The following is a 19639-nucleotide window of genomic DNA, read 5'->3' as shown; positions in this document are numbered from 1 at the left end:
GACTGGGGACTGGGGACTGGGGACAGGTGACAGGTGACAGGTGACAGGTGACAGGTGACAGGTGACAGGTGACTGGGGAAGATGAATAACCTAATTACCAATTACCAATCACCAATTACCAATTACCAATTACCAATCACCAATCACCAATCACCAGAGCATAAATACCTAATTGTTTTAGTTGTCGGGTTCTGTTGCGTAGGTAGTGAATATTTTTATATGGACAACTTTATTTCCAAACCTGGGAAATTGTTATAGAACTGTAAACAGGGAGCCGCTGAATGAGTAACAATACAGTGAGTCAACACCGCCATCCAAACAGCCATCCAATCCCCAGAACTACTAAAGCTGTGGAACTTCAAGCCCTAAGTAATATGTGGACGCGCTAAGATTGGCTTTCTTTTTCCTCCACAGGTTTCTGCTGGTTCTTACCAAACAGATACTCCGGGCTAAAAACCTCCTAGCTATGTCATCTGGGAATGCTGGAAACTGTGACTCAAAGTGTGGACATCTCAACCATCGTGTGAGATTCTTCTTATTTGCATCTTCTAAACCTCAACCAACCGCTTGCGTATTTGTTGTTCTAGATAGATAATGGGAGTTTACCCAGATGCGGTTTGGTATTACACAAATTAATTGATTTATAGTCATATATAGGCTATAACAGGCATAAATAAAACATTTTTACGCCTTCATAGTCAATGATATAAATCAATAGTTTTGGTGAAATTCCACAACATGACACCCTAGCCCTGGTAAGACACTTAGCACAAGTCCAAGCCTGTTTTTTTATTTCCCAGTCAAAATTAATTGAGGGAGATAATCAAACAATTAGGCAGGTGATGTAAATTAAGTAGTCCCGACAGCTATTAGCCAAGGGATAGATAGTATGTAGTTCACCCTGTTAGGTAAAACCTCACAAAATAAAACCTGAGATATTTGTCTATGGTTTTATGAACTATATTCAAAAAGCCGGAAGTCATTGAGCGGACGATCGCAGAACACTTAATTGGCATCTATGGAAATGTAAGCATAAGCCTTTTTCAACCATTTTTTGCCAGGAACTTCCTTCGTTTCTTGTGAACCTCTAGAGGCTTAACATTCAAAAAAGGATATAGCGGAGCAACAGTTAACAAATGAAAGTGCGGGTGAGTTGTCAGTTAGGGTGATCTTCAGCTAAATACTGAACCTGTCAACCAGACGGATTATGATTTAATCAGGTTTTTTAGCCCGTTGCTTTCAAAAGAATATATAATAGCGCATTATAAATACTATTGCTCTCCGTATCCTTACTAGACTTTTGCTATTAAGTTACTAGTAGTATGTTAAGAGTGACCACCACTTTCACAACCACAAACAACCAAGGCAAGTTGAGTGGGAAAAACAGTACGTGCGGCCAGCGCGGAATTTACGCCTGTGGACAAGGACCCGGTGACGGGCTTGGTGGAAGCAGGAAGCAAACAACAAAATGTTCCAGGTTCTAGGGTGTATTTGCTTATGCCCATGCCATGAACAATTTTTGTCAGGTTTGTTTTGCACAACATCTCACATAATCCACCAAAGAGGATAACTATTCAAGACCTTGATGGATTGAAGCGCGACAAGTGCCACTGCTATGAAAGAGTCCAGCATGAAAGATCACAAACGACTTCTATTAATTGATGATGACCCTAACCTCATCTTGCTGGTGAAGGATTACTTAGAATTCCGGGGCTACGAAGTCATCACGGCGGAAAATGGACAGGAAGCTCTGGAAATATTAGAACATGAAGTTCCAGACATGATCATCTGTGACGTGATGATGCCGGAAATGGACGGGTACACTTTTGTCGAACAAGTCCGGCAAACTGAACGCACTAGCTGGATACCTGTTCTCTTCCTGTCCGCTAAGGGGCAAAGTGCAGACCGAGTTAAAGGTCTGAATAAAGGTGCTGACGTATATATGGTCAAGCCTTTTGAACCAGAAGAACTCGTAGCACAAGTAGAATCTTCACTCAAGCAAACTATCCGTTGGAAAGAACATCAAACTAAGGGAGGGGAAAACGGTTCCCGTATCCAAGTTCCCTTTGATGTCCAGTTAACTCCCACAGAACTGAAAGTGGTTCAGTTTGTGGCTAGGGGTTTAGCTAACCGGGAAATCGCTGAAGAACTAAATGTTAGTCAGCGTACTGTTGAAAGCCATGTTTCCAATATGTTGGGTAAAACCAATCTCCACAACCGTACTGAGTTAGCACGGTGGGCGATTGAAAATCAAATGGCTTAAATGTTCCGCTGATTTGGTGAAGGTTTGAGTTTTGAGTTAAAAAATCATAACTCAAAGCTCAAATTCTTTATTTGATCTTGACTTTAGTTTGATAGCCAGTAAAAAACATGAATTGTGAAGCATACAGATTTTTCAATTCCAGCTTCATAATTCATGTTTTATGATACTTTCCTCAATTGCTATCTTCCAACCCAGATATCACCTAAAATTATTTATACAGGCTAATTATAGGGACTGGTGATTGGTGATTGGTGATTGGTGATTGGTGATTGGTGACTGGGGAAGCAGGGGAAGCAGGGGAAGAATATTAACTTTTGCCTTCTGCCTTCTGCCTCCTGCCTCTTGCCTTTTGCCTTCTGTTCCCTGTTCCCTGTTCCCTACTCAGATATTTATTTGTAATCAATCCTTTGATTTATTGTCAATACCTTAGCCACAGGGGAAACGCATCTTATCAATAAGGGCGATTCAATCTCAATAACGACCAAAATATTCGCATTAACGACCACTTATTGACAATATTTTAGTCCATCACCATGATCCTGAAAAAATCAATCAAACGATAAATAGGGATTTATTGGTCTATACATTAAAACGGTATTTTGTCAATAAGATTTAGATGCGTTTCCCCTGACCTTAGCCAAAAAAAGAGCCTTGATAATTTCCGGCAAAACTGGCAAAAATAAGCATACATGAGCGTTTTGATTAAAAGGTAGTTTAGAATCACCAAACCCTTATCCTACGGTCAATACATTAAAAAACCCTTGTGGTAAACCTTAAAGGAATTTTTAGTAGTGATTGTTTTTGCCAAGTCTCAGATAAATGGGAGTTAATGGTTAAAGCATCATCATCTCACCCTCGTAAATTGGCTAAGGTATTGTTATTGTATAATTAATTATGTAGCTTGCTGATCAAATATGCAAGATACCCTAACTATTTTAATGTAAAATCCATATCCCGACTGGGAATGAATTCCCAGTCTGATAGCAAAAGTCATCTAAAGATGACTAAATAACCAAAAAATTTTTAACTTTTATCCCAGGAGATTGTTTTATGGAAAGAATAAATTACTCGCAAATTATTCAAGATATTTTAAGCAATCATTCCAGAAATGATATCGCTAATGGTACAGAAATTCAATTGCTTTTTGATACCCAACGTCATCATTATCAAGTATTAAATATTGGTTGGAAACAACAAATTAGAACTTATGGGGTGATCATTCATGTTGATATTAAAGATGATAAAATCTGGATACAAAGAGATGGTACAGAAGTTGGTGTTGCTAATGAATTAACGGCTGCTGGTGTCCCTAAAGAAGATATTGTTTTAGGATTTCATGCTCCTTATAAACGGCAATTTACAGGTTTTGCAGTGGGATAATAAATACTTTGAGTAAACTATCAATTGATGTCAGGAATTTACTACTTAAATTAAAACCTCAACTTCTTGAGCGATACTTGTAGGTTGAGGAATTGGTAAACCTGACTCTATTAAACCTTCTATATGAAATTCTATGGACTCTACAATTAGTTGTTGAACTTCTGCTAATGTTTCAGCTACAGCTATACAACCGGGTAAGTCGGGAACATAAGCCCCATAGCTGGTATTTCCTTTTTCAATTACTACTGTATAACGCATTATTCTTCCTCCAATTGAGCTTGTTTCCATATACTTTTTATTGTACCAATGGGTACATCAATATTAGGTTTACCGGAAACTGTAACAGTACCAAGTTTATGAGGATGTTTAAACTGTCGGTGACTTCCTCTTGTTCTGGCTAAATACCAACCATCAGCTTCTAGTCGCTGAATGACTGCTCGTACTTTAATAGTAACATTTATTTGTAATCAATAGTTTGATTTATTGTATAATTAATTATGTAGCTTGCTGATAAAATATGCAAGATACCCTAACTATTTTAATGTAAAATCCATATCCCGACTGGGAATGAATTCCCAGTCTCATAGCAAAAGTCATCTAAAGATGACTAAATAACCAAAAAATTATGAATAAGATTGAAAAAAGAAGTCGGGGATCTAGGATTTATTGATCATAGTTTGTAATTCTTTCTGCACTTGTTCAAGTTCTTGGCGTTTTTGGTTAATAAATGCTTTTTCTGTTTCCCGTTGTTCTAGATTTTCTTGGTGAGCTTTTTCTTGTTGTTCTAAAACATTTTCATATATTGATATTGTTTCTTCAACAACTTCGTTAACTCTTTTTATTCGCTCATTAAACAATGAGTATATCATTTTATCAATTCGCTCAAATATACCATCTACAGAATTAACAAATTGTTCACAACCTAACTTCAAAACATTTTCTGTAATACTATTTTCAAGTATAGCTATTCCTCCACCTCCAAGTAATCCAGCACCTGCACCTCCAAGAAGTGCTACTAGAATTGGACCCGCAAAGAACACTACTGGTACTAATGCAGCACCAATACCTATTGCACCAAAAGCACCCCAGAAACTAGAGTTATTAATTACACTTAAATTACTATTTTTATCATCCAAAAACTTCCAATTCGTAGATTGATTTTGGGAGAAATAATTTAGGGTGTGGAACTCTGACTGAATTTTTTCAAATTCCTTCTCTACAGCATTATCTAATCTTTCTAAAGGTTCTTTCAAAATATTTTCTTTTAGTTCATCATTTATCCAACTCTCAAGTTCTTGAGAAATGTCTTTATTAAATTGATTTGCATAATCTTGAGCTAATTTATCTCTGCTCCAAATTCCTGAATGCTTAGAAGTCCATTCAGTCGATTTTAAAATTAAACGAACCTCTAAATGTTCAACCCATTCATTCCAAGATATATTAGCTTGCTCCATCACTGATTCTATCAAATGATCTACTAAAATACGAATCCTGACATCACACCCACTAGCTTCACCTATTTTTTCCAAAATTTCTTGTTTTCCTGTCGCTGAAAGTTTTATTTTTCCGTCTAATGATTCCTCGACAATATCCAAACTGTCTAAACATTTGGTAATTACTTGGGTTATATCATTAACTGCACGATTAATTTTTAATGTTCCACGCTCTAAAGTCAGGAATTTCTCTAGAGATTGAGTAAACATTTGGAAAGATTGTAAATATTCATCATTATTTCCATTTTGAATTGATTTTAATGCTGTTTTAGCAGAAATATAATGTACACGATTTATTTCTTTGAAAACAAGTAAATTTTCTTTTTTGACAAAACTTTCAAGTCTTTGTTTTACATCTTGAACATCTTCTTGAGTATCAAGGTTATCCATGAAATTTACTAACACAAAAAGATTATCAGCAGGTTCTTTTTTAGAACTATTATTAAGCTGATATCTTACATCATGCAGTAATTCTTTTTCTTTTTCAGGAAGTAGACGCATAGCATTAGTTAAGAAAATGGCTGCATCTGTATCTGTTAGTATTTTTTGAGTAATAGCTGTTCTTTGAGGATGTTCATTTAATCCAGGTGAATCTACTATTTCTACACCATTTTTGCATAATGCTAATTCAGGATGTTCAAAAATAATTTCCTCAATATTAGATTGTGCTAATTCATCACTACGATGTTCTAGAGCAGCTTCTTTAGAAATTGTAGCTTTTACTTTATACTCTTCAAAAGCAATTTCCTCACTTCTTCCATCTTTATAGCGACAAATTACCCGCTTTTGAGTTCCATATTTTAAAACTGTAACTGCACCACTACAAGGAATTGCTCTAACTGGCTGAATTTCTTCACCTAACAAAGCATTTAATAACGTTGATTTACCTTGACTAAATTCTCCAACTACAGCTAACCTAAATCGCTGAGATTGTATTTTTTTAGATACTGTACTCATCTCATTGATGAGAGTATTTGGTAATAAATTATGGTTTTGGCATTCTTGAATTATCTGAAATACTTGATAACAATATTTATCTAATTGCTGACGATAGACTTGGAACTTTTTCAACTTATCATAGGATACACTTGTATGCTTTTGAGTAGTTTTAATTTCTCGTTTAGCAGGTAAAATTGCCAACATATCACTTGCAGCTTTTACAAAGACTGTATCAAGTTCTTGAAACCGAGAAGGATCTAGTAAAAAATGTACTTCATTTAAAGCACTTGCATCAAATTTTCCTTGATGAGTAAATGCAATCTCAAAAACTTCTAAATATTCAGATTTAATACCTAAATTTTTAGCAACTATTCCTAAATATTGCTTTTCTTTGATGTCTATATTACCATCGGCAGCTGACATTTCATAACCAAAACCAATTAATAATATTTTTTCTGATTCAGAAAGTGGAGATGTTAACTTTAACAAATCCTGAATTTTTTTATAAATTTGATTTTCTTTAACTCCTTTAATCATCAAGTTTGTTAATTTCTGTACATCACTATTTGATTGACTAAATCGAGATAAAATTTTCTGTAAATGTTGTTTTTCTGCTTCTGAAACTGTCCCATCTACAAGCATTACTCCTAGTAGCACTGTTACTAAACTAGCTAAAAATAATACCTGTGGTGTGATATCCCGTTGGCTCAGTTTTTGTCCTGTGATGCGTGATAATAAATCAACAATCTCAGAAGTAACTCGTGAAGTATCCATAAAAATCACCAGTGGATAGAGTGTGTAAAAACTATTATTCCCTAATTTAATCAAATTTAACTTATTTACCGAGTAATTACGGTTATTTGTGTTGAAACTAATAAGTTATACTAGAAAAGTATATATTGATTCAATAAACTGGGTAAAGATATGACGTATCAATTTCCATCTCTCATTCAAGCTGGTATTGAAGCTGGTAAATATATTCCCGTCTTTAGTAATGGTGTACCCCTAAGCATCGCTAGAGATGCTGTTACAGGTCAGTTTGTGTCTCATGCTATTGGTGTTGTCAATCCATTATCACCATTGGTAGCTGCTCCTAATTTTATCATGACTGGGTTGCAGATGTATCAAAATCAGCAAAACTTTACAGCAATTATGGGTAGCTTGCAAACAATCCAAAACAGCATAGGAGTATTACAAGCAACAACCGCCCTCATCGGTGTAGGAACAGTTGCAGGTGTAGCATTAACAGCAGTGAACTTACACCAAACCCTGAAATTGAGGAAAGAAGTGGAGCAAATGCGGTTAGAGGTCAAAAATGGCTTTATTGACCTTAAACAAGCCTTAAAAGACCAAGGAGCAGAAATTAGACAGTTAATTGAACAGGTAGCCCAAGATATTAAATTTGAACAACATCGCACAGTTTTAATTAGAGCCTATGGTTTATTTGTGCAAGCTATAAATCGTTTACGTTCTGCTATGCAATTACAAGATATTAGTCGCAGAAATGCAGAAATTGACGCTGCTAGAGGTATGTTATTTGAGGCTTTAGCAGATTATACTAATCCTCATTTATTAGCAGAAACCTGTGCGCCTGGACAACTGCGCCGGTTAGAATGTTCTTGGGCTATTGAACAAGCAATTATTACCACTTATCAGGTACAAAATGAAATTTCTGTGGTGAGCGATCGCCTCAACCAACTCCAAACTAAAATATGTGAAGATGCCCATACTGTAATTGATAAATGTGAATCTCATGACGAACTTGATTTTCTCTTTCCTGAACTTACCCGCATTCACAATCATGATTTAGTAATCATCGAATCATGGCAAAATCATGTAGATTGGGTAAAATCTCTCCCTCCAGCAGAATTAAAACTTTTAAATAGTGCTGATTTTCATAATTCAGAAATTACCCAAACTATAACTAATTCAGAAATACCACCAGAACAAATCAGCTATGAAAATATAGCCGAAAAATCTCATTTTTATTCTTTACGTGATCAATTATTATTTATGTTTGCGCCAGAATTACGTCGGGAGTATGAAAATTATGTGAGTCAACAAGCTGCAATTTCTGGATATAGAACATTAGTCACATCTAATTTACAACAAGCATCAGATTTAACCGTTGCTAATCTTTTTCACTATTTTAATATTAGAGATGAATCGCAAGAAGAAGTAGAAGAACAATCAAGTGTTGAAGATTCAGTGCCTCAACCAATGATTACAGCTAATAATAGTAATTTCAATGAAAAAGTATTTAGAAAGTTGAAAAGAATTATTAGCGAGCAATTAAATGTTAATGAAAACAAAATTGACTTGAATACAAACTTTATTGAAGATTTAGGTGCTGATTCTCTTGATGCTGTTGAATTAGTTATGGCTATAGAAGAAGAGTTTGATATTGAAATACCTGATCAAGTTGCTGAAAGGATTAATACAGTTAAACAGGCTCTATAGCAATCCGATTTGAGTTATGAACAAATAGTACAAATGATTTGGTAAGGTTAGGATACTCAAAGTCTTAATCTAGTTCGATTTACGCCAATAGTAACTATGATCTAATCGTTCTATAATCATTTAGGATTGCTATAGATTATATAATTGAAAAAGCTACTTCTTAATGATTTTTCTCACTAACTAAGGTAGAATATAACAGAGGAAAGCAATGATGAAAACCCAAAATGAAATTATTAAACAAGGCTATAATGCCTTAATTAACTCTCTAGGAATTACCGATACTATTCGGTTTATTCAATATTTCAGTCCTGGTAAGGGAGACTATACCAAAGAACGTCATCAATGGTTAGATGAAAAAACTTTAACAGAAGTGTTAGCAGAAATCAAACAATTGGGAACAGAAGATACTAATCAATATGAGGAAATAATTGAGTAATATTCACTAAAAAATCTAATTTTTTCACCACCAACCAAAGGAGAATTTAATTAATGCTGATTGATAAAATTATCCAAGAACTGCGAGATATTCCCGAAGATAAATTAGCAGAAATTTATGACCTAATTCACTACTTTCGCATCGGTTTAGAGACAGATTCATCTGCTGAAGAAACACCCACAGAAATTGTAATTGAAGGTATTCGTCAAGGCATAAAAGAGGCATTAAGCGGACAAACTATACCCCTTTCAGAAATGTGGGAAGGAATTGATGCAGCTATTGTTGCTACTGACAACTGAAAGCTGCTGTAAATAAAATACTCAACTTCTGTGAAAAGTCGAGTATCTGGATATTGCTACTAATTGTTTTGTAAATATTCAATGGCAGCATCTAATTTTGATGGGTATGCTTGAGCAAACCTTTCAAACCAAAGTCCTTCAGATGAGAAGGGATCTAATTTAGATAACCATGCTTGAGCTTGCTTCTGCAAATTCTCAATTTGTTGAGTTTTAAGTTGTGCTTGACGAATTTTTTCCTGTTCTAATTCTTGCTTTTTTCTCAATTCTTCAGCCGCATCTTGTTCAGCAAAATCAGCTTTGACATCTGCTAATAAGTGATCTATTAAACCATCAGACCCAGAAGCAGAAGTAATAAAGGTTTTGGCTGTAGTTACTGTTGGCTTTTGTGGCTGCTGTGGTTGAGGTTTTTCCCCTTTGTATTCAGCCTGAATTTCCGCTAATAACTTATCAATGGAGTCCATTGTGAACACTCCTCATTATGGGTTTAGCTAGTGAGTTTAGCTAGTCATTGATGGCATTCAATAGCACTTCTGATAAACTCATCTCTTCCATATCTTCCATTGTGACTGTATCACAAATATCAAATTTTGCCCCAGCACTTTGCAGTTCATCATCTAAAACTTTGAGAAAGCGAGTAGCCTGGGCATCAGTACCAACTTGAATAAAGGAAATGGCTAATTCTTCATCTCTATCTAGTCGGCGCGATGCTTCAATAATAACTTTCATCACTGCTTTACGATCATCAGGTTCACCATCAGTTACAACTAAAATTGTTTCTCCATTTTCTTTAGTTTGTCCGCTAGATTTACGCTGAAAATAATCATCAGTAGCGTGTTTCAATACACCTGCTAAATCAGTTGTCCCGGCTGGATCATTTTCCCGAAAAATTTGCGCTACTTTACTAGATGTGACATTTTCATAACGTTTGAATCTACCGGAAAATAAATAAACCGTTATTCCATCTGAATCTAATTGTTCGCATTTACTAGCTAATGCAAAAGTAGATTCTTGTGCTGCTACCCATCTAGTTCTGCCTCCTTTTTGATCTGGGGTGGCCATGCTACCGCTTTTGTCGATAATTAAAGTGTAATCACGATTTTCTAACATTTTTCCATTCTCCAGTGATCCAGCTATTAAAGTAGCTATTAAAGTTGAGTTGATGGTTTTGAGTCAGGAGTCGGGAGGCAGGAAGCAGCTATGCTGGAGTTTTGGATTTTGGATTTTGGATTGTTTTTGTTAATTCCAATCTAAAATCTAAAATCTAAAATCTAAAATCTTTCTCCCTATTCCCTAGCTTCACGACAAGACTTTTTCACTAAACCCTAATTAGTCAGTAATGGCATTCATCAATACATCTGCCAAACTCATTTCTTCTAAGTCATCTAAAGTCACGGTGTCACAAATATCAAATTTAGCGCCTACACCTTGCAACTGATCATCTAGTGCTTTGAGAAATTTTGTAGCTTGAGCATCTGAACCTACTTGAATCATAGAAATGCCTAATTCTTCATCTCTTTCCATTTGCCTAGTGGCGCTAATGATGACTTCAAATACGGCTTTGCGATCATCAGGTTCACCATCAGTTACCACTAAAATTGTTTCTCCATTGGGTTTAGTTTGCCCTGAAGCTTTACGCTGAAAATAATTGTTGAGGGCATCTTGTAATACACTTGCTAAGTTGGTTGTACCCGCAGGGTCATTTTCTTGAAATATTTGGGCAACTTTGGCGGAAGTGACATTTTCGTAACGTTTAAATCGCCCAGAAAAGACATAAACTGTAATCCCATCGGGATCAAATTGTTCTGCTTTTCTAGCTAAAGCGAGGGTAGACTCTTGGGCAATCTCCCATCTACTTCTACCACCAACTTGGTCAGGGGTGGACATACTGCCACTTTTATCAATGATTAGAGTATAGTCGCGATCGCTCATCATAAATACCTCTAATGATTTTTCGGTTTCTATTTTAACTCTTAGGTCAGACGATGATATCTAGATGTAGAGGTATTGTAATAATCATTTAAACTATGCTCATCTATAAACAAACGTTTTCTGCGGTAAAATCCCTAAATAAGTCAATATTGCAGCATGAGTAAATGTCGAGCTTTCAAGTTAATTCGCTCAGATCAGGAGAACAACTATGACTATTACCAATGTCACAGAAGCAACATTCAAACAGGAAGTGTTGGATAGTGAGACTCCGGTTTTAGTGGATTTTTGGGCCCCTTGGTGTGGACCTTGTAGAATGTTGTCTCCTGTTGTTGAAGAAGTGGCCGCTGAATATGATGGACAGGTGAAAGTGGTGAAAGTGAATACAGATCAAAATCCCACAGTTGCTAGTCATTATGGTATTCGTAGCATCCCCACTATCATGGTATTTAAGGGGGGTAGGCAAGTTGATACAGTGGTCGGTGCAGTTCCCAAAACTACTTTAACTAAAACTCTAGCACAGTATATTCCTATGTAGTCATTACCTGTGATCAGTTATAGCAGGAGTCAGGAGAATGGCTAACTCCATGCTTCGCTATTAAGGAGTCAGGAACAGGTAAAAGATGTAATTAGGACTAAAGATGATGCCAAGATTGCGATCGCTGTCTTGGTAACTATAGGTTGTGCGTAAGTATTCAGCTATAGGAATCTTGCATACCCAGATCCCCGACTTGTTTAAGAAATTGGGGATCTATCTTAAAGTAAAGCCAAGTTTAATAATTGTTTCTGGACAGACAATACCCAATACCTCCAGATTCAATTTAATCATATCTGTGATAATTACAGAATTGAGTGGTACAACTAACTGATAACCACGAGATTAAATATCTAATTGCGGCCTAGCGAGCGATAATAAGGTTAAAAAAAATCGGTAATAGGAAATTTTCAAAATATGAGCGGTAAATTAATTGTATTTGAAGGTGTGGAAGGTTGTGGTAAAACTACTCAGATGCAACTGTGTAGTCAGTGGTTAGAAACTCTAAATGTATCAGTTATTCTGACTCGTGAACCAGGGGGAACAAAGTTAGGGAAACACTTACGACAGCTATTGCTGGAAAAATCAGAGGATAAACCTGTGGGTGAGGTGACGGAATTATTATTATACGCTGCTGATCGGGCGCAACACATCGAGCAGGAAATTAAGCCAAATTTAGCAGCAGGAAAATATATTTTATGCGATCGCTATACTGACTCTACTATTGCCTACCAAGGTTATGGTAGGGGTTTAAGTATGAGTTTAATTAATCAATTAAATTATATTGCTACAGGTGGTTTACAAAGTGATTTGACTATTTGGTTAGATGTGGATGTAGAATTAGGACTTTCTCGTAAACGTGGTCAAAGTAAATTAGATAGAATTGAACAGGAAACTATTTATTTTCATCGTCGTGTACAGCAAGGATATACTGAATTAGCTGCAAATTATCCTTCTCGAATTTTTCGAGTTGATGGTAGTTTAAGTCAGGAAGTTGTCAATAAAAATGTTCAAGAAGTTTTAATTTCTAGAATAATTGAACGCAGATAAACGCAGATAAACGCAGATGAAGAGGGATGAATTTATGATTTTCACAAATATTCTGACTTCTGACTCCTGACTCCTTATAAATTATGTTTGAAGAACTAGTTGGACAACAACAAGCAATAGATTTATTAACATCTTCTGTTAAACAAAACAGAGTCGCACCAGCTTATTTATTTGTTGGTGCTGATGGTGTGGGTAGAAGTTTAGCCGCTAAATGTTTTATTGAATTATTATTTTCTAGTTCTGTAAAACCTGAACAATTATCTATTTTAAAAAATCGTATTCGTCAAGGAAACCACCCCGCTTTATTTTGGGTAGAACCAACTTATCAATATCAAGGACAAAGGTTAACAGCAGCAGAAGCAGCAGAAAAAGGAGTAAAACGCAAAGCACCTCCAGTTATTCGTTTAGAACAAATTAGAGAAATTACCCAATTTTTATCCCGTCCACCTTTGGAAGCGCCCAGAAATGTAGTAGTTTTAGAACAAGCAGAAACAATGGCTGAATCTGCTGCTAATGCTTTACTGAAAACTTTGGAAGAACCAGGACAAGCGACTTTAATTTTAATCGCTCCTTCTCCTGATGCAATTTTACCAACTTTGGTTTCTCGCTGTCAAAAAATCCCTTTTTATAGATTAGATTATACTGCGTTAACTCAGGTTTTAACAACTAAAGGAAATGCAGAAATTTTACAACATCCAGAAATTTTAAGTATAGCTGCTGGTAGTCCAGGAAGTGCAATTTTAGCTTATCAGCAATTACAAAGTATTAATACTGAATTACTCCAAGAAGTAAAAAAAACACCTAAATCTTATCGTCATGCGTTAGAACTAGCGAAGAAAATTGATAAAGAATTAGACACAGAAGCACAATTATGGTTAATTGATTATCTACAACAATTTTACTGGCAACAAATACATAAACCTGGTATTATTGAACAATTAGAAAAAACTCGCAAGAATTTATTATCTTATGCTCAACCCCGGTTAGTTTGGGAATGTACATTTTTATCAATATTGCAAATTCGGTAATTGGTAATTGGTAATTGGTAATTGGTAATATCTAATTTAGAATAATTCTTAATTAGATCCCATTAACAACAGAGATAGTTTTTGTACATACCATAAATTACATAAATTTCTGTCATTTATCAAACAAAGTAATAATTATTAAATGTACACTACTAGACATCAAAATCTTTTCTTTGTATTTCATAATATCTACAGAAAGCAAGGATATTCAGATTATCATATTCCCCTTCTTGCTCTGTACCTTTGCTCTCTACTCATTCTAAAAGTTTAACTTTTAGTTTTTTTTGACAATTAATAAAAATTTACGTAACCTAAACCAATAGGTCTAGTAAATAAAAGCCTGAACAGCAACTTAACAGCAATTGAATTTAGCTACATCAAAAATTGCTGTTACAGACTGTTTTTATGAGTATATGAATTGACTTCACATCCTTTGCTAAAAATTGCTGACAAATTAGCTGTTAATCAATACAAAAATGACACCATATTAACAGAATAATATCACATAAATATTCTAAAAAATATGAGTAGTCGTGATTAATAGTAGTAACTTTGATGAATTATTGAAGTTGGTCTAAGGAGTATTCTATAAATCTAGGAGAAGTTGATGATTGAGTATTTAACGTCGTTGAACGACCACAATTTACCATATCCAGATCCACTGCATCCCATCGTGGTTCACTTTGTAATTGCCATGATCTTATTTGCAGTTTTCTGTGATTTAATTGGCTTTTTAACTGGCAAAACTCGTTTTTATGAAGTGGGTTGGTGGAATTTATTTGTAGCTACCGTATCCATATTCATAGCCATTATTTTTGGACAGTACGAAGCTGGTTTAGCCAAACCTTACAACATCGTCAAATCAGTATTAAATTACCATACCTTAATCGGTTGGTCACTATCAGGAATTTTAGCAGCCATCACAGCTTGGCGTTATGTACTTCGCAGTCGTGATCCCCAAAGATTGCCAATTCATTATTTAGCAGTTTGTTTACTTTTAACCATACTTGTTGGTTTTCAAGTATATCTTGGTGATGAATTAGTGTGGGTTTATGGAATACATACAGTACCCGTTGTGGAAGCCGTAAAGGATGGAATATTACCATGAATTCAGAATTAATTGATCAAGTCAGCGCCCAGATGGGGGCAAACGGACTACCTTACGCAATTCCTATTCATCCTAACCTAGTTCACCTCACATTAGGATTGTTCATTATTGGGGTAATTTTTGATTTAGTTGCTGTACTTTTCCCCATAGAACAATGGTTATTTAAATCATTGGGTTTAGCTGTAGAACGCGCCCAATTATTTGAAGTTGGTTGGTACAACATGGTAGCTGCTTCTGTGATTACATTTTTCACCGTTGCTGCGGGTTTTTATGAAATGTTGTTAGCAACTCCACCAGTACATTTAAAAAGTTCCTGGGGTTTGCAAGCAATGTCCACCATGATGTGGCATGGTGTGGGCGGTGTTTTTCTCTTAGCTTTAATGGTAGGAATGACATTTTGGCGGGGATGGCAACGTTACATTACCTGTAAAGATTCCGATATGCAAGTGCGTTGGAGTTATATTTTTGCCGGAGTTTTCATCATGGCCTTAATGTATCTTCACGGCACATTAGGCGCACAATTAGCAGCCGAATTTGGTGTACATAACACTGCGGATAACTTGTTAAGAATGGGACAAGATATCAATCAAGTATTGAAGTAATGGTAATTGGTAATTGGTAATTGGTGATTGGTAATTGGTGATTGGTAATTGGTGATTGGTAAATAAATAATTATCACCAATAACTAATAACTAATGACTAATAACTAATAACTAATGACTAATAACTAATAACTAATAACTAATGACCAATGACTAATGACTAACTATGAACATTCGGTTGACTTTAAATCTTTTCCTAGTGATGGCGGGGGGTTTTGTCATCACAGTTGCCAGTATTTTCATCGGTAAACAAGCCTATTCTTGGCTTCCCCCCCAAGCAGCGGCTGAATCACATTTGATTGATGATTTGTTTAGCTTTTTGGTGACAATTGGGGCTTTTATCTTCTTAGGTGTCACCGCCGCTATTTTGTATTCTGTTCTTTTTCATCGTGCCAAAAGTTATGACTTTAGTGATGGTCCACATATTGAAGGAAACATCACTTTAGAAGTTGTCTGGACTGCTATTCCCATCATGTTAGTATTGTGGATAGCAAGTTACAGTTATGAAGTGTATGAAAACATGGGGATTCAAGGACCTTCCCAATTATTACATTTACATAACCCCTTACCTGTGCAAATTGCCCATGCAGAAGTGCAAGAAACACCAGGAGAAACTGTTAGTGAACCCTTAGAAAAAATTGACGTAATTGCTAAACAATGGGCGTGGGTATTCAGTTATCCTGAACAGGGAATTACAAGTACAGAATTACATTTACCAAGCGATCGCCGAGTCCGTTTAGCCCTACAATCAGAAGACGTACTCCACGGATTTTATATTCCCGCATTTCGCGTTAAACAAGACATCGTTCCTGGTAAAACCATAGACTTTGAATTTACCCCCATTCGTCCCGGTAAATATAGCCTCACCGACTCCCAATATAGCGGTACATACTTTGCCACCATGCAAGCAAACGTAGTAGTAGAAACCCCAGAAGAATATCACGATTGGTTGAAAAAAGCCGCTACCCATAGTCCCACAGTTGCACCAAACCAAGCCGCTACAGAATACGCCCAAAATCACAACCAAAATGTACAAACTGGTTGGGAAACCGTCAAACCTGCTGCACCTCCAGTAGTTAATTTTGCAGGTTAATTAATTCTTTCTTTCTTCCTTTGCGCCTTTGCGCCTTTGCGTGAGCTTTTCACTTTCTCTGCATCAGGATTTACAGGACATTTCTTCAATCCAAAATCCAAAATCTAAAATCTAAAATCCCATGACAAACATATCACTTAATCTTGGTGGTGAATCACATCATCATTCAACACCAACTCACTGGAAAACATATTTCACTTTCAGCACAGACCACAAAGTAATCGGTATTCAATACCTCGTTACTTCCTTTATTTTCTTCCTAGTTGGTGGCATTTTTGCGATGATTTTACGGGGCGAACTTGTCACCCCTGAATCTGATTTAATTGACCGTACAGTTTATAATGGAATGTTCACAATGCACGGAACAGTAATGCTGTTCCTGTGGACATTTCCCTCCCTTGTTGGTTTAGCAAACTATCTCGTACCTATCATGATCGGGGCGCGAGATATGGCATTTCCTCGCCTCAATGCTGCCGCTTTTTGGATGGTCCCAGTAGTGGGAATTTTACTCATGTCCAGCTTTTTTGTCCCCGGTGGACCTGCCCAAGCTGGTTGGTGGGCTTATCCTCCAGTGAGTTTACAAAACCCCACAGGACATTTAATAAATGGACAAGTTTTGTGGTTATTAGCGGTAGCTGTTTCCGGTGTTTCTTCTATTATGGGTGCGGTGAATTTTGTCACCACCATTGTGAAAATGCGTGCGCCAGGAATGGGCTTTTTTAAAATGCCCTTGTTTGTCTGGGCAGTATTTAGCGCCCAAATTATTCAATTATTTGGACTACCTGCTTTAACTGCTGGTGCGGTAATGTTGCTGTTTGACTTAACAGTTGGAACTGCATTTTTTGACCCCAGCAAAGGCGGAAACCCGGTAATGTTTCAACATTATTTCTGGTTTTATTCCCACCCTGCGGTTTATGTAATTATTCTCCCAGTCTTCGGAATTTTCTCAGAAATTTTCCCTGTTTATTCCCGCAAACCATTATTTGGTTATAAAGTAGTTGCCATTTCTTCGATGTTAATTGCTGTGGTGAGTGCCATTGTTTGGGTACACCATATGTATGTGAGTGGAACACCTGGTTGGATGCGGTTACTATTCATGGTGACAACCATGTTTGTATCTGTTCCCACAGGAATTAAAGTATTTGCTTGGGTGGCGACAATTTGGGGTGGAAAAATAAAATTAAATACACCAATGTTATTTGCATTAGGTGGTTTAATCATGTTCGTTTTTGCTGGAATTACAGGAATTATGCTTTCCTCTGTACCAGTAGATGTTCATGTTAATAACACCTATTTTGTCGTTGGACATTTCCATTATGTATTGTACGGAACAGTCACAATGGGAATGTATGCAGCCATCTATCATTGGTTTCCCAAAATGACAGGTAGGATGTTTAACGAAGGTTGGGGAAAAATACATTTTTGGTTAGCATTTATCGGTACAAACTTAAACTTTTTACCCATGCACCCATTAGGTTTGCAAGGGATGTTACGCCGAGTTGCTTCCTACGCACCAGAATATACATTTTGGAATGTTCTTGCTAGTTTAGGTGCATTCTTATTAGGAATGTCCACTTTACCCTTCATTTTCAACATCTTGGTTTCGTGGTTACAAGGTGAAAAAGCACCTGCTAACCCTTGGCGAGCAATTGGTTTAGAATGGCTAATTTCTTCACCTCCATCTGTAGAGAACTTTGAAGAAATTCCCATCATTATTAGTGAACCTTACGGTTACGGAAAATCAGAACCATTAACAGCCAACCTAGAACCCCAAACCATAAAAACAGCCGAATAACAATGTAGGTATTTAGTTGTGATACCCAGATCCCCGACTTCTGCAATTAATTCATAATTTACTCACAAGATTATCAAAGAAGTCGGGGATCTTATCCAAATGTATGGACAAAATAAAAGGAGAACATTACCAATGGATAGCTCAGTCAAAACACCGCAAATACATCATCCAGCCCATGAACATGGACACGACGAAGAAGGCAGTAAAATGTTTGGTTTTATTGTCTTTCTGCTATCAGAAAGCGTCATCTTTTTAAGCTTCTTTGCTGGTTATATCATCTACAAAACAACAAACCCTAATTGGCTTCCTGCTGGTGTTGAAGGATTAGAAGTAGTCGCCCCAACAATTAATACAATCATTCTGGTTTCTAGCAGCTTTGTGATTTACTTTGCTGAAAGATGTTTACAACGTGGTAACTTACCAGGATTTAGAATATATTTGTTAGCTACAATGGCAATGGGTAGCTACTTTTTATATGGTCAATATGTGGAATGGAGTCAATTAGAATTTGGCTTTACTTCCGGTACTTATGGCGGGATGTTTTACCTATTAACTGGGTTTCATGGTTTGCACGTTTTCACCGGGATTTTATTACAGTCGATTATTTTGATTCGTTCTTTTATTCCCGGTAATTACGATAACGGACACTTTGGTGTTAATTCAACTTCGTTGTTTTGGCACTTTGTTGATGTTATCTGGATTATTTTGTTTTTGCTTATCTACGTTTGGCAGTAGTTTTTTAATTACTCAAAAATCAATAATTTATGTAAGGGTTTAGCATTGCTAAACCCTTACTATTTATGGATATTTTTCTCACGCAAAGACGCAAAGACGCAAAGGAAGAGAAAGAGAAAGAGAAGTTTTTTAAGTGTTAATTTTACGTAAAACCGATAACCCGCCTGGGAATGAATTCCCAGTCTCATAGCAAAAGTCATCTAAAGATGACTATAAACCCACATTAGGATGATCAACTTTATCTGCGTAATAGCTTACTGCTAGAGGAATACCGAGCATTGCATTAACTGACATCTTGCACCAACAAAAATTGATGTATTTTTATTTCACCGTATAATCCCAAAAACCTTGATCTACCGTTTAAAACCAATAAAAATAAGGTAGTCTTATGGCGCATCTTTTTAGATTATCTGGGTTTGTACGGAGTGGTCAAGATTTGAGTTAAGCTACAAACACTGTACTTTACAAACTTCCTGATAACAAATATGATTATATAT

Annotated in this window: 19 protein-coding genes and 1 pseudogene; 14 read left to right on the top strand and 6 right to left on the bottom strand. The window is 36.2% G+C overall.

What is annotated here, in order from left to right:
- Window positions 1-1615 precede the first annotated feature (1615 nt).
- The gene (locus IQ237_RS20545) at window positions 1616-2263 is read left to right on the top strand and encodes a response regulator transcription factor (protein WP_194058548.1); all 648 of its coding nucleotides are present in this window, start codon (window positions 1616-1618) and stop codon (window positions 2261-2263) included.
- A gap of 1050 nt (window positions 2264-3313) precedes the next feature.
- Window positions 3314-3643, top strand: a complete 330-nt coding sequence (locus IQ237_RS20540; RefSeq protein ID WP_194058546.1) for a XisI protein — start codon at window positions 3314-3316, stop codon at window positions 3641-3643.
- Window positions 3644-3688: 45 nt separating this feature from the next.
- On the opposite strand, the gene IQ237_RS20535 is transcribed toward IQ237_RS20540, so the two are convergent.
- The 3 genes from IQ237_RS20535 to IQ237_RS20525 form a co-directional block, all read right to left on the bottom strand.
- Window positions 3689-3901 (bottom strand): type II toxin-antitoxin system HicB family antitoxin, encoded by a 213-nt coding sequence (locus IQ237_RS20535; RefSeq protein ID WP_168493294.1) that lies wholly within the window; start codon window positions 3899-3901, stop codon window positions 3689-3691.
- Window positions 3901-4074 (bottom strand): type II toxin-antitoxin system HicA family toxin, encoded by a 174-nt coding sequence (locus tag IQ237_RS20530; protein ID WP_309225794.1) that lies wholly within the window; start codon window positions 4072-4074, stop codon window positions 3901-3903. Before IQ237_RS20530 ends, IQ237_RS20535 begins: the two co-directional genes overlap by 1 nt.
- A gap of 225 nt (window positions 4075-4299) precedes the next feature.
- A complete protein-coding gene (locus tag IQ237_RS20525; RefSeq protein ID WP_194058544.1) occupies window positions 4300-6849 on the bottom strand; it encodes a dynamin family protein in 2550 nt (849 codons plus the stop codon).
- Window positions 6850-6999: 150 nt separating this feature from the next.
- Between IQ237_RS20525 and IQ237_RS20520 the strand changes: the two are divergent.
- The 4 genes and pseudogenes from IQ237_RS20520 to IQ237_RS20505 form a co-directional block, all read left to right on the top strand.
- Window positions 7000-8259, top strand: a pseudogene (locus IQ237_RS20520) (hypothetical protein); the annotation flags it as partial.
- A gap of 36 nt (window positions 8260-8295) precedes the next feature.
- Window positions 8296-8535, top strand: a complete 240-nt coding sequence (gene acpP, locus IQ237_RS20515; RefSeq protein ID WP_194058562.1) for an acyl carrier protein — start codon at window positions 8296-8298, stop codon at window positions 8533-8535.
- Window positions 8536-8746: 211 nt separating this feature from the next.
- On the top strand, window positions 8747-8971 hold the full coding sequence (locus IQ237_RS20510) for a hypothetical protein (protein WP_194058542.1): 225 nt from the start codon (window positions 8747-8749) through the stop codon (window positions 8969-8971).
- 53 nt (window positions 8972-9024) lie between these two features.
- Window positions 9025-9270: a hypothetical protein gene (locus IQ237_RS20505; protein ID WP_194058540.1), complete on the top strand. Its 246-nt coding sequence runs from the start codon at window positions 9025-9027 to the stop codon at window positions 9268-9270.
- Between the two features lie 59 nt (window positions 9271-9329).
- On the opposite strand, the gene IQ237_RS20500 is transcribed toward IQ237_RS20505, so the two are convergent.
- The 3 genes from IQ237_RS20500 to IQ237_RS20490 form a co-directional block, all read right to left on the bottom strand.
- A complete protein-coding gene (locus IQ237_RS20500) occupies window positions 9330-9731 on the bottom strand; it encodes a salt stress protein, Slr1339 family (RefSeq protein ID WP_194058538.1) in 402 nt (133 codons plus the stop codon).
- 40 nt (window positions 9732-9771) lie between these two features.
- Entirely contained in the window at window positions 9772-10377 is a 606-nt protein-coding gene (locus tag IQ237_RS20495; RefSeq protein WP_194058536.1) for a VWA domain-containing protein, read from the bottom strand.
- 219 nt (window positions 10378-10596) lie between these two features.
- Window positions 10597-11202 carry a VWA domain-containing protein gene (locus IQ237_RS20490; RefSeq protein ID WP_194058534.1) on the bottom strand — a complete coding sequence of 202 codons (606 nt, stop codon included), beginning with the start codon at window positions 11200-11202 and terminating at the stop codon, window positions 10597-10599.
- Between the two features lie 205 nt (window positions 11203-11407).
- Between IQ237_RS20490 and trxA the strand changes: the two genes are divergently transcribed.
- The 8 genes from trxA (at window position 11408) to IQ237_RS20450 (ending at window position 19142) form a co-directional block, all read left to right on the top strand.
- Window positions 11408-11734 (top strand): thioredoxin, encoded by a 327-nt coding sequence (trxA, locus tag IQ237_RS20485; protein WP_194058532.1) that lies wholly within the window; start codon window positions 11408-11410, stop codon window positions 11732-11734.
- Window positions 11735-12148: 414 nt separating this feature from the next.
- A complete protein-coding gene (gene tmk / locus IQ237_RS20480) occupies window positions 12149-12781 on the top strand; it encodes a dTMP kinase (protein WP_194058530.1) in 633 nt (210 codons plus the stop codon).
- 83 nt (window positions 12782-12864) lie between these two features.
- Window positions 12865-13809, top strand: a complete 945-nt coding sequence (gene holB / locus IQ237_RS20475; RefSeq protein ID WP_194058528.1) for a DNA polymerase III subunit delta' — start codon at window positions 12865-12867, stop codon at window positions 13807-13809.
- Window positions 13810-14416: 607 nt separating this feature from the next.
- Window positions 14417-14917: a DUF2231 domain-containing protein gene (locus IQ237_RS20470; RefSeq protein WP_096565165.1), complete on the top strand. Its 501-nt coding sequence runs from the start codon at window positions 14417-14419 to the stop codon at window positions 14915-14917.
- Window positions 14914-15519 (top strand): DUF2231 domain-containing protein, encoded by a 606-nt coding sequence (locus IQ237_RS20465; RefSeq protein WP_194058526.1) that lies wholly within the window; start codon window positions 14914-14916, stop codon window positions 15517-15519. The genes IQ237_RS20470 and IQ237_RS20465 overlap by 4 nt, the downstream gene beginning before the upstream one ends.
- A gap of 166 nt (window positions 15520-15685) precedes the next feature.
- Window positions 15686-16612 (top strand): cytochrome c oxidase subunit II, encoded by a 927-nt coding sequence (locus IQ237_RS20460; RefSeq protein WP_194058524.1) that lies wholly within the window; start codon window positions 15686-15688, stop codon window positions 16610-16612.
- A gap of 121 nt (window positions 16613-16733) precedes the next feature.
- Entirely contained in the window at window positions 16734-18407 is a 1674-nt protein-coding gene (ctaD, locus tag IQ237_RS20455; protein ID WP_194058522.1) for a cytochrome c oxidase subunit I, read from the top strand.
- 132 nt (window positions 18408-18539) lie between these two features.
- On the top strand, window positions 18540-19142 hold the full coding sequence (locus IQ237_RS20450) for a heme-copper oxidase subunit III (RefSeq protein ID WP_194058520.1): 603 nt from the start codon (window positions 18540-18542) through the stop codon (window positions 19140-19142).
- Window positions 19143-19639 lie beyond the last annotated feature (497 nt).

This window comes from Sphaerospermopsis sp. LEGE 08334 (genome assembly GCF_015207205.1).
Classification (GTDB): domain Bacteria; phylum Cyanobacteriota; class Cyanobacteriia; order Cyanobacteriales; family Nostocaceae; genus Sphaerospermopsis.
The sequence above is the reverse complement of the archived record's forward strand: the minus strand, read 5'-3'. Positions and strand labels throughout refer to the sequence as shown.